Origin of the sequence: Caballeronia sp. GACF4 (genome assembly GCF_023631025.1) — a bacterium.
GTDB lineage: Bacteria > Pseudomonadota > Gammaproteobacteria > Burkholderiales > Burkholderiaceae > Caballeronia.
Genome location: NZ_JALQDW010000015.1, coordinates 65,683 through 79,250, shown reverse-complemented (window position 1 = coordinate 79,250; position 13,568 = coordinate 65,683). Strand labels below are relative to the sequence as shown.

Here is a 13,568-nt window from a genome sequence, read left to right as displayed (position 1 = left end):
TGACTCAAACCGACATGACGCTCTTCGGCGGTTTTTATTGATTGACCGTTCAATATAAAACCCCCTAACATCGAATCGAACTGACAGCCGAAGCGACCATGCCCAAACTCGGAATGCGCGAGATTCGTCGCGCGCAACTCATCGACGCGACCTTGCAGACCATCGACGAAGCGGGCCTCGGCGGTGCGACGCTCGCCTCGGTGGCGCAGCGCGCGAGCACATCGACGGGAATCGTCAGTCACTATTTCGGCGACAAGGACGGGCTGCTCGAAGCCACCATGCGTCATGTGCTGCGCAATCTCTGGCAGGCCACGTCGCGGCGCCGCAAGGCCGCGAAAGCCGAGCCGCGTGCGAAGTTGCGCGCAGTGGTCGCCGCGAATTTCGATGTCGAACAGGTGAACGGCCCCGCCATGAAGACATGGCTCGCGTTCTGGTCCGAGAGCATGCACAAGCCCGAGTTGCGGCGTTTGCAGCGTGTCAACACGCGGCGACTCTATTCGAATCTATGCGCGGACTTCTCGCGCGCCTTGACGAAGCCTGCCGCGCGCCGTGCGGCCAGCGGTCTTGCCGCGCTTATCGACGGTCTCTGGCTGCGCGGCGCGCTTGCAGGCGAACCGTTCGATACGAAGTCGGCGTTGCGCCTCGCTTACGACTACATCGACCTGGTGCTCGAAGCGCGCGGCTAAAACTTTCCATCCTCAAAGGAGCACGACATGGAAGAGCAACGCCTTTACATCGGCGGCGCATACGTCGATGCCACGAGCGGCGAAACCTTCGTCACACTCGATCCCGCCACCGGTGAATCCATCGCGCATGTGCAGCAGGCGTCGCAAGCGGATGTCGATCGCGCCGTGCACGCAGCACACGAAGGGCAACGCGAATGGGCCGCGATGACCGCGATGCAGCGCTCTCGCATCCTGCGACGCACCGTCGACCTGCTACGCGCGCACAACGACGAACTCGCCGCGCTCGAAACGCGCGACACCGGCAAGCCGATTGCGGAGACGCGCGCCGTGGATATCGTCACCGGCGCGGATGTGATCGAGTATTACGCGGGACTCGCGACGGCCATCGAAGGCACGCAAATACCGCTGCGCGAATCGTCGTTCGTCTATACGCGACGCGAGCCGCTTGGCGTGTGCGCGGGCATCGGCGCATGGAATTATCCGATACAGATAGCTTGCTGGAAGTCTGCGCCCGCGCTCGCGGCCGGCAACGCGATGATCTTCAAGCCAAGCGAGATCACGCCACTCACCGCGCTGAAGCTCGCGGAGATTTATACCGAAGCGGGCGTGCCCGCCGGAGTCTTCAACGTGGTTCAAGGCGATGGCCGCGTGGGCGCCATGCTCGCGGAACATGCGGGTATCGAGAAGATATCGTTCACGGGCGGGGTGCAAACCGGCAAGAAGGTCATGGCGCATGCGGGCGGCTCGACGCTCAAGGAAGTGACGATGGAACTGGGTGGCAAGTCGCCGCTCATCGTATTTCACGACGCCAATCTCGAACGCGCCGCCGACATTGCCATGAGCGCGAACTTCTTTAGCTCGGGACAGGTATGCACGAACGGCACGCGCGTGTTCGTCGAGCGCGGCGTGATCGAACGCTTCGAAGCGCTGGTGCTGGAGCGCGTAAAGCGTATTCGCATTGGCGCGCCGGATGATCCGCTCACCAACTTCGGCCCGCTTGCAAGCGCGGCGCAACTGCATAAAGTGCTCGGCTTCATCGAAAGCGGCAAGCGCGAAGGCGCGCGACTCATCGCCGGCGGCGCGCGCATGAGCGATGGTGCATTCGCGCGCGGCCAGTATGTCGCACCGACCGTGTTTGCCGATTGCCGCGACGACATGCGTATCGTGCGCGAGGAAATCTTCGGACCGGTGATGAGCATTCTTGCCTTCGACGACGAAGACGAAGTCATCGCGCGCGCGAACGATACCGAATACGGGCTTGCGGCGGGCGTGGTCACGGAGAACATATCGCGTGCGCATCGCGTGATTCATCGGTTGCAAGCGGGTATCTGCTGGATCAACACATGGGGCGAATCGCCCGCGGAAATGCCCGTGGGCGGCTACAAGCAATCGGGCGTGGGGCGCGAAAACGGCATCGTGACGCTCAATGCCTACACGCGCATCAAGTCCGTGCAGGTCGAGCTCGGGCCTTATCAGCCCGTGTTTTAAGGAGCTTTCGATGAGCGCGATGGAATACGACTACATCATCGTGGGCGCGGGATCGGCGGGCAACGTGCTTGCCTCGCGTCTCACCGAAGACGAGGACGTGACGGTGCTGCTGCTCGAAGCGGGCGGCCCGGATTATCGCTTCGACTTTCGCACGCAGATGCCGGCGGCGCTTGCGTATCCGCTGCAAGGGCGGCGCTACAACTGGGCGTATGAAACCGAGCCCGAACCGCATATGAACGATCGTCGCATGGAATGCGGACGCGGCAAGGGACTCGGCGGATCGTCGCTCATCAACGGCATGTGCTACATACGCGGCAATGCGCTCGACTACGACAACTGGGCCATGCGGCCGGGTCTTGCAAACTGGAGCTATCTCGACTGTCTGCCGTATTTCCGCAAAGCGGAGACACGCGATATCGGTGCGAACGATTATCACGGTGGCGACGGTCCCGTTCATGTCACGACCAGCAAACCCGGCAACAATCCACTCTTCGCGGCGATGGTCGAAGCAGGCGTGCAGGCGGGTTATCCGCGTACGGACGATCTCAACGGCTATCGGCAAGAAGGCTTTGGACCGATGGATCGTACCGTCACGCCGAACGGAAGGCGCGCGAGCACGGCGCGTGGTTATCTGGATCACGCGAAGCATCGCGGCAATCTCACGATAGTTACGCATGCAACTACTGACCGTGTGTTGTTCGCGGGCAAGCGCGCGTCTGGCGTGGCTTATCTGCATGGCGCGCAACGCGTGCGCGCGCATGCGCGGCGTGAAGTGCTCATATGCAGCGGCGCCATTGCTTCGCCGCAATTGCTGCAGCGTTCCGGTGTCGGGCGTTCGAGCTGGCTCAGGGAACTCGAGATTCCCGTGGTGCACGATCTGCCGGGAGTCGGTGAGAATCTGCAGGATCACCTCGAGATGTACATGCAATACGAATGCAAGGAGCCGGTCTCGCTTTATCCCGCGCTGCAACTGCGTAATCAGCCTGCTATCGGGCTCGAATGGCTTCTGAAGGGCACGGGCATAGGCGCGAGCAATCAGTTCGAGGCGGGCGGTTTCATCCGCACGCGCGATGACGATCCGTGGCCGAACATCCAGTATCACTTTCTGCCGGTGGCGATCAATTACAACGGTTCGAACGCCATCGAGATGCATGGGTTTCAGGCGCATGTCGGTTCGATGCGCTCGCCCAGCCGTGGACGCGTCAAGCTCACGTCACGCGACCCGCACGCGCATCCGGGCATCCTCTTCAACTACATGGCCGATCCGCTCGACTGGCGCGAGTTCCGCGATGCGCTTCGCATCACGCGCGAGATCATGCAGCAGCCGGCGCTCAGCAAATATCGCGGACGCGAGTTGAATCCCGGCGCAAAGCGCATGAGCGACCGGGATCTGGATGCCTTTATCCGCGCGAAAGCGGAGACCGCATATCACCCGTCGTGCTCGTGCAAGATGGGTTACGACGATATGGCCGTGGTCGATGCCGAAGGACGCGTGCACGGCATGGAAGGCTTGCGCGTAGTGGATGCGTCGATCATGCCGCAGATCACGACGGGCAATCTCAACGCGCCGACCATCATGCTCGCGGAAAAGATCGCGGATCGCATTCGCGGGCGCGAAGCCTTGCCACGCGTCGAGACGCCGTACTTCGTGGCGAACGGCAAGCGCGCGCGCGACAGCGGCTGGTTGCAGAAGGAACTGGTCGAGCGTGCGAAAAGTGACGTGACGAGCGACTCCGCCACCTCGCGCATCTGAGCATTTCCAGAGAAACCTCCTCCGAGCCGAACTCTTCGGTTCGATAACCGGCGGCGACCTTTGCATCCGACGCATGGTTTTCCCTAGTGCCTCGTCTTCATCTCAATTATTACGATCGCAGCCCATTCGTATTCCGAAGCGTTCCCGTCGCCGTACCGAATGGAAATAAATGTGACGGCTAAAGCGAAGGGCGTCGCGGCGAACAAGGCCGCTGGCGCGTGCGAATACACAGCGACCACGAAACGTTGCGAATCGCCGTCGAACGAGCAGGTAACATGCCGCGCTCGCAGAACGAAGTGCGCATCAGCGTGCCCGCTTCCGACGCGCGCCGTGCTTCATGCACGAATGGCACGGTGATCAGTGAGCGCACCGAACAGGGTTGGCTACATCTGACCTTGAACATCAACATTTGATCAACACTTTTAAACTGAAGGACCGAAGTAGCAATGCAAGTCTCAAAGCTTCAATCCACGCGCGCGCTTGCCATCGCGTGTCTGCCGCTCGCAGCGGCGGTCGTGTCCGCATCGGCGGCAGCGCAGAGCAGCGTCACGTTGTACGGCGTAGTCGATAACGCCTTCGCCTATGCCAGCAATCAGCGCGGCTCGTCGAACGTGTATATGTCGCAAGGCAGTTTGCAGGCGAGCAAGTTTGGCCTGCTGGGCGCGGAAGATCTCGGCGGCGGCACAAAAGCCGTGTTTCGTCTGGAGAGCGGCTTCAATTCCCTGAACGGCGCAGCGGCAAGCTCCGCGGGCATGTTCAATCGACAAGCCTATGCCGGTCTCTCCAACGACCGTTACGGCACGCTGACGCTCGGGCGGCAATACACGCCCTACTTCAATCTCGTCGGCGCGCTCGGCCCGACCAGCGCGCTCACGGGCGCGACCGGCGCACATCCCGGCGATGTCGATGCGCTCGACACCACACTGCGCTTCAATAACTCGGTCTCGTATGTCTCGCCGAACATCGCGGGTCTGACGCTCGCCGCACAAGCCGGACTCGGCGGCGAAGCCGGCAGCATTGCGAGCGGCTCCAACCTCAGCGCGGCGTTGCGCTACGACTTCAAGCCCGTCTCGATCGCAGCGGGTTATGTGCACCTTAAAGACGTCGCGACGAGCAGCGCCATCGGCAGCTTCGCCAACAATTCGCCGGTCAACAACGGCTACGCCACGTCGGGCGGCGTGCAGATGATCGCCGCTGCCGCGCGCTACACGCTCAAGGACCTGATGGTGGGTCTGAACTATTCGAACGTGCAATACACACCGGGCGCGCACTCATTGTTCTCGGACGAAGCCGTGTTCAACTCGTACGGCGCGATTGCGTCGTATCGTTTCACGCCTGCTTTCGCCGCAGCGGCGGGCTACAGCTACACACGGGCCAGCAAGTCGAACGGCGTGAATGACCCGGCGCGTTATCAACAGATTTCGCTGGAGCAGACTTATGCTTTGTCCGCGCGCACCACGTTCTACGCGTTGCAGGCTTATCAGCACGCGAGCGGTCAGTCTTTGATCGCGAATGGCGCGGGCGGTGTGAGAATTTCGGATGCAGTCGCGGTGGTCGGCGATTCGCAGAACACCACGCCGTCGTCCGGGCCGTCGCAGTTCATCGCGATGATCGGCATGCGGCACGCGTTCTGACGCTCACTTCAGCGCATCAACGCAAGGTCCAGTTTCGGGCGAAGGCTTCGAAACTGGCAACTTGCGCGGACTGCCACGCAGCGTCGCGGCCGAGTTCCTGAGCCATGATGCGCGCCACTTCGGGCGCCGCCGCACGTGCTGCGGCGGCATCCAGAAAGAGCGCGCGATTACGGCGCGCAAGCACGTCTTCGACCGAACGCGCCAGCTCCGCGCGCACCGCGAAACGCGTTTGCGCTTCGGTCAGGCCGCCTGCTTCGACGAGCAACGTGTCCGCGCCCGGCAATTGTTCGATGATCCCCGCATCCGAACCGTAGTACCCGCTTTGCACGCCCGTTGCGCCATGCAAGGGCAACGAGCGCGTGCGGCATGGCGCAGCCGCCAACAGACCGTTTGCAATGGCCAGATCGACCACTTGTTCCGCCATCAGTCGATACGTCGTCCACTTGCCGCCCGTCACCGTGATCATTCCGGTGGAACTCGATTCGATCGTATGCTCGCGCGACAGCGCCGCCGTCGACGCGCCGCTATCGCCCTTCACGAGCGGACGCAGGCCGGCCCACACGCTCAAGACATCGTCGCGCGTCGGTTTGAGCGAGAGATAATCTGCCGCCGAACTCAGGATGAAGTCGATCTCCGCGTCGCTTGCACGCGGTTCGAGCGGCACGTCGCTCTGCGGTGTATCCGTCGTGCCGACGATAGTCTGCCCATGCCACGGCACCACGAACAGCACACGGCCGTCTTTCGTCTTCGGCACGAGAATGGCGTTATCGCTTTTGAGGAAGCGGCCGGGCAACGTGAGATGCACGCCCTGACTCGGCGCCACGATGGGACGCGCGCGGGGATCGTCCATTGCGCGAATGGCATCCACCCAGACGCCGGTTGCGTTGACCACGCAGCGGGCACGCACTGAGAAGGCATCGCCCGTTTCGGTGTCTTCGAAGGCAATCCGATGCGTCCTGTCCGCGCGATCCACCTCGATACCGCGCACTGCCGCATTGTTCAGCGCGATGCCGCCGAGATCGAAAACCGTGCGCGCGAGTGCGATGGCGAGGCGCGCGTCGTCGAACTGGCCGTCATAGTAGAGCGTGCCGCCACGGAGCGCGCGGCCCTGCAGATTGCCGGCGAGCATGGGCGCCTTGTCGTGCGTTTCGCGCAGACCGAGACCACGACTCGGCGCGAGATTCAATGCGCCCGCAAGCCAGTCGTAGACCTTCAGGCCGGCGCCGTAGAACAGCTTGTCGGTTAAGCGGTAAGCGGGCACGACGAAACCCAGCGCGTTCACCAGATGCGGCGCATTGCGTGCAAGCAGCCCTCGTTCATGCAAAGCCTCGCGCACGAGCGGGATGTTGCCTTGCGCGAGATAACGCACGCCGCCGTGCACCAGCTTGGTCGCCTTACTCGACGTGCCCTTCGCGAAGTCCCGCGCTTCGAGCAGCAAGGTGCGATAGCCACGCGACGCGGCATCGACAGCCGTGCCTAGACCGCTCGCGCCGCCGCCGATCACCACGATATCCCAGCACGCGGTCCGGTCGATTTCGCGCAGGAGCGTCGCGCGATCGGGCGGCGTGATCGCCTGCATGTCAGGCTGCGCGGGATGCTTTTTCATCGGGGAAATCCCGCGCGCGTGGCCGATCGAACAACATGGCGCGGGACTGGTTGCCGCTTGGGTCCGGGCAAGAATAAACGTGTCATACGCTGGCTTTGTCCCGTCTCTCGCCGATTTTCGTTTTGAAGTGAGATGTTCGTTTTTTTACATCGTACCATCGGCCTTCGGGATCATCGGTGTGGGCCACGCCGCGATCCCTCACTCCCGAGCCGAAACCAGCACCCCGCTCCCTTCCACCACCTCTGCCTCCGAAACCAGCGTCTCCAGCGCGAGCCCGCGCGTCTCGATCCCAAGAATCCAAACCGCCGACGCCGCCACCACAAAACAGGCGGCGCCCAGCGAAAAGACTCCGCCCTGTCCGAAGACCGGCAACACGACGCCAACGACATAAGGCCCGATCAACGACCCGACACGCCCGATCGCCGATGCAAACCCCGACCCCGTCGCGCGCGCGCCGGTCCCATACAACTCGGGCGTATAGGTATAAAGCACGGCCCACATCGCGAAGAGGAAGAACTGCATGGCAAGTCCCGCGCAGATCAGGAGCGTCGGCGTTTCGGCATGCAACGCGGTTTGGCCATACAAGTACGCCATCAACCCGCTACCCAAAAGCGATGCGATGCAAGTCGGCTTGCGTCCCCACCGTTCCACGAGCCACGCCGCACACAAGAAACCCGGCACGCCGCCAAGCGAGATCAGCACCGTATAAAGCACGGACTTCGTGACGGCAAAACCGGCCTGTTGCATCAACGCGCCGAGCCACGACGTCAATCCATAGAAGCCAAGCAACGCAAAGAACCAAAGCGCCCAAACCATGATCGTGCGACGCCTGTATGCCGCACTCCAGATCTCACGAAACGCTCCAGATCCCTTCCTGACAGGCGGTTCCGCCAGCATCGAAGGCGCAGGCAACGCACGCAAGCCGCTAGCCCTCATGACCTTCGCCTCGACTTCATCGAGCACGCGATCCGCTTCTTCGATACGTCCGTGATGTTCGAGCCATCGCGGCGACTCGGGCACCACGCGCCGCACGATCAGCACGAACACCGCGGGTATTGCGAGCAACGCAAACTCGGTGCGCCAGCCAAACTGCGGCAACACGAAGTACGACACCACGCCCGACGCGATGAATCCCAGCGGCCAGAAGCCATCCATCAACGCAATCAGTCTGCCGCGTGAAGCCGTCGGCACGAACTCGGAGAGCAACGTCTGCGCGATAGGAAACTCCATTCCCATGCCGATACCAAGCAGCACGCGATAGAAGATCAACGCATCGACGGAATGCGCCGTCGAGCACAGGTACGACGCCAGTCCCCACAGCACCATGCTCCACTGGAACACGGGCCGGCGTCCGAAGCGGTCCGCAAGCAAGCCCGCGACGGCCGCGCCGAGCACCATGCCGAAGAAGCTTGCGCTTGCAACGAGGCCCGCAGTCGCGGTCGACAAACCGAACTCCGTCTTGATCGAACCGAGCACGAAGGTCATCGTGCCGAGGTCCACCGAATCGAAGAAAAACGCAACGGCAATGATGATGAAAATAGTGCGGTGATACCCGGAGAACGGCAGGCGTTCTAGCCGTGCAGCAGCGCTCGCGCGCGATTGCGTGGCGGTGGACATGTCATCCCTCTCTCGATGCGGCGCTAACCGCGTGGACGTGGCGTACGGAAGTCAAAGCGTTTTCAGTAGACGCCGACATAAATCCGCAACATAGAAGATTCGCGTCATCGGGATGGAACGTACGCGTCATGCGTCATAGCGTGCGCGCGCCGCCGCGGCAATACGCATGAGCGCATCCACGCTGAGCTTTGCAGCGATGGCCTTCACGTAGTCGTGGTGACGCGCATCGAGCGGCGCGTCGAGATACTGCGCATGCAGATAGCGAATCAACGCAATCCGCCGATGCTTCAACGCAATGCTGCGTTCGAGAAGCGCGAGCGCCGCGTTCGCATCGCGCTCCTTGACCGCGCGCTCGGAAAGCAACGCCGCCGTGTCGCGCGATGAAGTCATCGTCGTGAAGGTCAGGAAGCGTGAAGCGCGGCTGCGTTCTGTGCGCGCCACGCGTCGAAATCGGCACGACGCCAGTCGAGTTCCAACGCAAGACGGCGCGTGCCTTCACGAATCTTGGGCTTATGCAACGCGAGCGTGAGACCGTCGAGCGCGGGCCATTCATCGAAGGAGAACGCGGCGATTTCCATCGCGAGCGTTTCGAGCAAACGCGTATGCGGCTTCGTTTCGAGAAACGCACTCACGCGATCGCACCACGCTTCGTAATCGATAAGACCATCCGTCGATTCATGGGGCGTGCTTCGATAACGCAGGCTTGCATCGATAGCAACCGGCTGCGGCGCACGATGCTCATGTTCGTACAAGCCGACGCGCGTCGTCACCATCAGTTCATCGACGACGACGCGCCAGCCCTGTCCGCCCATGGCAAGCGGTTCGAACGGCTTCATGCGAGCAAGGGCTCGGCGGCATCGAGCATGATCTTCACGAAGTAGTCCGCGAAGCTGCGGCGGATGATCAGTTCGAAGCGGTCACCGCCCAACGGCACGAGCGTGAGCGAAGCCTTGAAGTAATGACTCTGCGCGCACTGGCCTTCGCCGAATACTTTCGGATGCAGGTCGAGCGGGCATCCGCGTGAAAGGACATCGCGCGTGCGCGGCCCATCGATTTCGAGCACCGTATAGCCGCTGCCGATATCCACCGCTGCCGCGAACGCGCCCTTGAACGCGTCGCGCAACTTCGCTTCGAGCGGCGCGGGGCGTGCGGCATCGTGCGCGGTCAGTGAGCGCACGAGCCATTCATCGGGGCCGAGCCACAGCATGTCGTAGCCATTGCCGCGCGCGGTGGTGTTCGGTTTGTCGGGCGGCGCGCAGCCAATCACGCTTTGCACGGCCTGCACGAAGGCCGCATCGCGCGTATCGCCACGCACGTTGACGAGTTGGAGAAACGGCCGCTCGGAAAGACGAAACGCTTTCGGCGAGCCCGCCTGATGCGCCTTCAGCAACGCATCCGCGCCGACGAGCGGTGACTCCTGCCACACCCCTTGTCCAACCGTGACGCGATCGACGACCGTCGAGGAACCTCTGGTTTCATTCCACATGCTGACGTGCTCCTTCGCTGTCGTAGAACACCGAACTGGTGATTTTTGCGTTGATCTGCTTGCCGCTCGAAAGCGGAATGGTGACCGCCTCGCCGATCTTGTCGAGACCGCCCTTCACCACGGCAAGCGCAATCGAGCGCTTCAAAATAGGGCTGAAATAGCTCGATGTGACATGACCGAGCATTGGCGCCGAGTCGCCCTGGAACGGACCCGCGACGATCTGCGAGCCTTCCGGAATGACAAACGAAGGATCGTCCGAGAGCAGACCGACGAACTGCTTGCGTCCCGGCTTGGCGGTGTCCGAACGCGTGAGCGAACGCTTGCCGATGAAGTCCTTCGACTTCGCGACTAGCCCGCCCATGCCGAGGTCGTAAGGCGTCATCGAGCCATCCGTATCCTGGCCGACGATGATGTAGCCCTTCTCCGCACGCAACACGTGCATGGTTTCGGTGCCGTAGGGCGTGATGTCGAATTCCGCGCCCGCTTCCATGATGGCTTCCCACACCGCGCGTCCGACATTGGCCGGCACGTTCACTTCATACGCGAGTTCGCCCGAGAAGCTGATGCGCATCACGCGCGCCGATGCACCCGCCACCGTGCCCTCGCGATAGCTCATGAACGGGAACGCGGAATTCGCGAAGTCGATGTCGTGACACACCTTCTGCAGCACCTTGCGGCTGTTCGGTCCCACGACCGCGAACGTGGCCCAGTGATCCGTCACGGAGGCAAGCCGCACGCGCATGTCGGGCCATTCGGTTTGCAGCCAGCGTTCGAGCCACGTGAGTACGCGCGCCGCGCCGCCCGTGGTGGTCGTCATCATGTAATGCTGATCGGCCAGGCGCACGGTCACGCCGTCGTCGAAAATCATGCCGTTTTCGTCGAGCATGAGACCGTAGCGGCACTTGCCGACTTCGAGCTTGCTCCACGGATTCGTATAGACCCAGTTCAGCAACTGAGCCGCATCCGGGCCTTGAATGTCGATCTTGCCGAGCGTCGATGCATCGAGAATGCCGACGCTTTCGCGCACTGCGAGCGATTCGCGCGCGACTGCCGCGTGCATGTCCTCGCCCGCCTTCGGGTAGTACCAGGGACGCTTCCAGTTGCCGACATCCTCGAACGCGGCGCCGTTCTGAACGTGCCATTCGTGAACCGCCGTCTTGCGCACCGGATCGAGAAACTCGCCCAGTTCGCGGCCCGCGAACGTGCCGAAGGAAACCGGCGTGTAGTTCGGGCGGAAGGTCGTCGTGCCGGTCTCGGGAATCGTCTTGTTCAGAGCTTGCGCGAGAATCGCCATGCCGTTGATGTTGCCGAGCTTGCCTTGATCGGTGCCGAAGCCCATCGCCGTATAACGCTTCACGTGCTCGACCGATTCGAAGCCTTCACGCGCCGCGAGAAAGATGTCGGCAGCAGAGACGTCGTTCTGGAAGTCGATGAACTGCTTGGGGCCGCGCGTCGCGAGTTCGCGTCCACCGACGAGCCACAACGGCAACAACGGCGCTTCCGTGATCTCGGCCACTTGCACCGGATTCGGCCGCGCGACGATAAGCCCTGCCGCGCGCGCTGCGTCGGCGCCCGCATCGAGTGCGAAGCGGATGCCGCGCGCCAGCGAGAACTCGCCCGCGCACGCGCCCACGCTGCTTTCCAGTTGCATGGCCTTGCCGGGGACGAAGCAGGCTTTATCCTCGTGCCAGTGCGCCTTGCCGCCCGATTGCGCGAAGAGATGCAACACGGGACTCCAGCCGCCCGACATCGCCACGAGGTCGCATTGCAGGTCGGACTGCTTCGCGCCGACTTGCCCCTTCGCATAAGCCGCGACTTCCACTGACGACACGCGCAGCTTGCCGTGCGCCGCCGTGATGACCGCATCGTTGATGACGCGCACGCCATAGCGACGCGCGGCAGCAGGCAACGCGCCGTTCGTTTCCGCCGGGCGCGGATCGACGACCGTGACGTCCGCGCCGGCCGCCTTCAGATCGAGCGCGCATTGATACGCGTCATCGTTGTTGGTGAACACGACCGCGCGACGTCCCGGCAACACCGCATAGCGATGCAGATACGTCGATATGGCGGAGGCCATCATCACGCCCGGCAAATCGTTGTTGCCGAACACGATAGGCCGCTCGTGCGCGCCCGTCGCGAGAATCACGCGCTTGGCGCGCACCTTCCACAGCAGTTCACGCGTGCCCTTGCGCAACGACACCGGCAGATGCTCGGTCAGACGCTGCGTGATGGTCACGAGGTTGTGATCCTGATAGCCGAACGCCGTGCTGCGCGAAAGTACCTTCACGTCGGGCATTTTGCGCAGTTCGGCTTCGATCTTCTGCACCCATTGCAGCGCGGGCTTGCCATCGATCTCCGCGCGGCACGAGAGCAACGAGCCGCCGAGTTCGCTTTGATCGTCGACGAGAATCACGCGCGCGCCCGACAAACCCGCCGCATGCGCCGCCGCGAGTCCCGAAGGACCGCCGCCGACCACGAGCACGTCGCAATGCGCGAAGCACTTGTCGTAACGATCCGCGTCGCGTTGCTCGGGCGCCTTGCCAAGACCCGCTGCATCGCGAATCACTTCTTCGTACTTCGGCCAGAATTTGCGCGGCCACATGAAGGTCTTGTAGTAGAAGCCCGCTGGAATGAAGCGCGCGATCTTCTGATTCACCGCCATGCGATCGTTCTCGATGTTCGGCTTCGCATTCACACTCGTCGCGACGAGTCCCTGATACAGCTCGATTTCGGTGGCACGCGCATTGGGCACCGTGTACGCGCCGGTTTCCAACTGCACGACGGCATTCGGCTCTTCCACACCTGCCGTGACGATGCCGCGGGGCCGGTGATACTTCCAGCTACGCGCAACGAAATGCTGGCCGTTGGCGAGCAGCGCGGAGGCAAGCGTATCGCCTTGAAAACCCTGATACGTCTTGCCGTTGAAGGTGAACGTCAACGCAATCGCGCGGTTGATGCGTCCACCCGCGCCGAGTCGGTCTTTCTGGCTCATTTCGACGTGCCTCCGTTATTCGTGTCCATCACGGCAAGCGGACGGTCGAACGTCTCGTAGCCCTGAATCTCGTATGAAACCGTATCGCGTTGCGCCTTGAACCAGCGGCGGCAGCCTTGCGCATGCATCCATTGTTCGCGATGCTTGCCGCGCGAGTTCTTGCGCATGAAGAGGTAATCGCCCCATTCCTTGTCGGTGAGCTTGTCCGTTTCGAGCGGGCGCGCGATATCCGCTTCGCCGCCGCAGGAAAATTCGCTTTCGGCGCGCGGGCCGCACCAGGGGCATTCGATCAGCAACATGTTCCTA

General features: G+C 62.4%; 12 protein-coding genes. 5 read left to right on the top strand and 7 right to left on the bottom strand.

Going from position 1 to position 13,568, the window contains the following annotated elements; translation table 11 throughout:
- Positions 1-98: 98 nt before the first annotated feature.
- The 5 genes from betI (at position 99) to NCR40_RS14310 (ending at position 5,561) form a co-directional block, all read left to right on the top strand.
- A complete protein-coding gene (betI, locus tag NCR40_RS14330) occupies positions 99-686 on the top strand; it encodes a transcriptional regulator BetI (protein ID WP_244829035.1) in 588 nt (195 codons plus the stop codon).
- A 27-nt stretch (positions 687-713) separates the two neighbouring features.
- Positions 714-2,174 carry a betaine-aldehyde dehydrogenase gene (betB, locus tag NCR40_RS14325; protein ID WP_250509775.1) on the top strand — a complete coding sequence of 487 codons (1,461 nt, stop codon included), beginning with the start codon at positions 714-716 and terminating at the stop codon, positions 2,172-2,174.
- A gap of 10 nt (positions 2,175-2,184) precedes the next feature.
- On the top strand, positions 2,185-3,927 hold the full coding sequence (gene betA / locus NCR40_RS14320) for a choline dehydrogenase (protein WP_250509774.1): 1,743 nt from the start codon (positions 2,185-2,187) through the stop codon (positions 3,925-3,927).
- Between the two features lie 275 nt (positions 3,928-4,202).
- On the top strand, positions 4,203-4,340 hold the full coding sequence (locus NCR40_RS14315; protein ID WP_244829032.1) for a hypothetical protein: 138 nt from the start codon (positions 4,203-4,205) through the stop codon (positions 4,338-4,340).
- A gap of 33 nt (positions 4,341-4,373) precedes the next feature.
- The gene (locus NCR40_RS14310; protein WP_250509773.1) at positions 4,374-5,561 is read left to right on the top strand and encodes a porin; all 1,188 of its coding nucleotides are present in this window, start codon (positions 4,374-4,376) and stop codon (positions 5,559-5,561) included.
- Positions 5,562-5,577: 16 nt separating this feature from the next.
- Here NCR40_RS14310 and NCR40_RS14305 read toward each other — a convergent pair whose 3' ends face one another.
- From NCR40_RS14305 to NCR40_RS14275, 7 genes are all read right to left on the bottom strand, one after another.
- Positions 5,578-7,167 carry a glycerol-3-phosphate dehydrogenase/oxidase gene (locus NCR40_RS14305; RefSeq protein WP_250509772.1) on the bottom strand — a complete coding sequence of 530 codons (1,590 nt, stop codon included), beginning with the start codon at positions 7,165-7,167 and terminating at the stop codon, positions 5,578-5,580.
- Positions 7,168-7,365: 198 nt separating this feature from the next.
- Positions 7,366-8,784, bottom strand: coding sequence for an MFS transporter (locus NCR40_RS14300; RefSeq protein ID WP_244829029.1), 1,419 nt, complete (start codon positions 8,782-8,784; stop codon positions 7,366-7,368).
- A 126-nt stretch (positions 8,785-8,910) separates the two neighbouring features.
- Positions 8,911-9,174, bottom strand: coding sequence for a hypothetical protein (locus NCR40_RS14295; RefSeq protein WP_250509771.1), 264 nt, complete (start codon positions 9,172-9,174; stop codon positions 8,911-8,913).
- A gap of 11 nt (positions 9,175-9,185) precedes the next feature.
- Positions 9,186-9,620 (bottom strand): dihydroneopterin aldolase, encoded by a 435-nt coding sequence (locus NCR40_RS14290; RefSeq protein WP_250509770.1) that lies wholly within the window; start codon positions 9,618-9,620, stop codon positions 9,186-9,188.
- On the bottom strand, positions 9,617-10,270 hold the full coding sequence (locus NCR40_RS14285) for a sarcosine oxidase subunit gamma (protein WP_250466411.1): 654 nt from the start codon (positions 10,268-10,270) through the stop codon (positions 9,617-9,619). Before NCR40_RS14285 ends, NCR40_RS14290 begins: the two co-directional genes overlap by 4 nt.
- Positions 10,260-13,262 carry a sarcosine oxidase subunit alpha family protein gene (locus NCR40_RS14280; RefSeq protein ID WP_250509769.1) on the bottom strand — a complete coding sequence of 1,001 codons (3,003 nt, stop codon included), beginning with the start codon at positions 13,260-13,262 and terminating at the stop codon, positions 10,260-10,262. Before NCR40_RS14280 ends, NCR40_RS14285 begins: the two co-directional genes overlap by 11 nt.
- Complete coding sequence (locus NCR40_RS14275; RefSeq protein WP_244829024.1) at positions 13,259-13,561, bottom strand: sarcosine oxidase subunit delta; 303 nt, start codon at positions 13,559-13,561, stop codon at positions 13,259-13,261. Before NCR40_RS14275 ends, NCR40_RS14280 begins: the two co-directional genes overlap by 4 nt.
- Between the last annotated feature and the right edge of the window lie 7 nt (positions 13,562-13,568).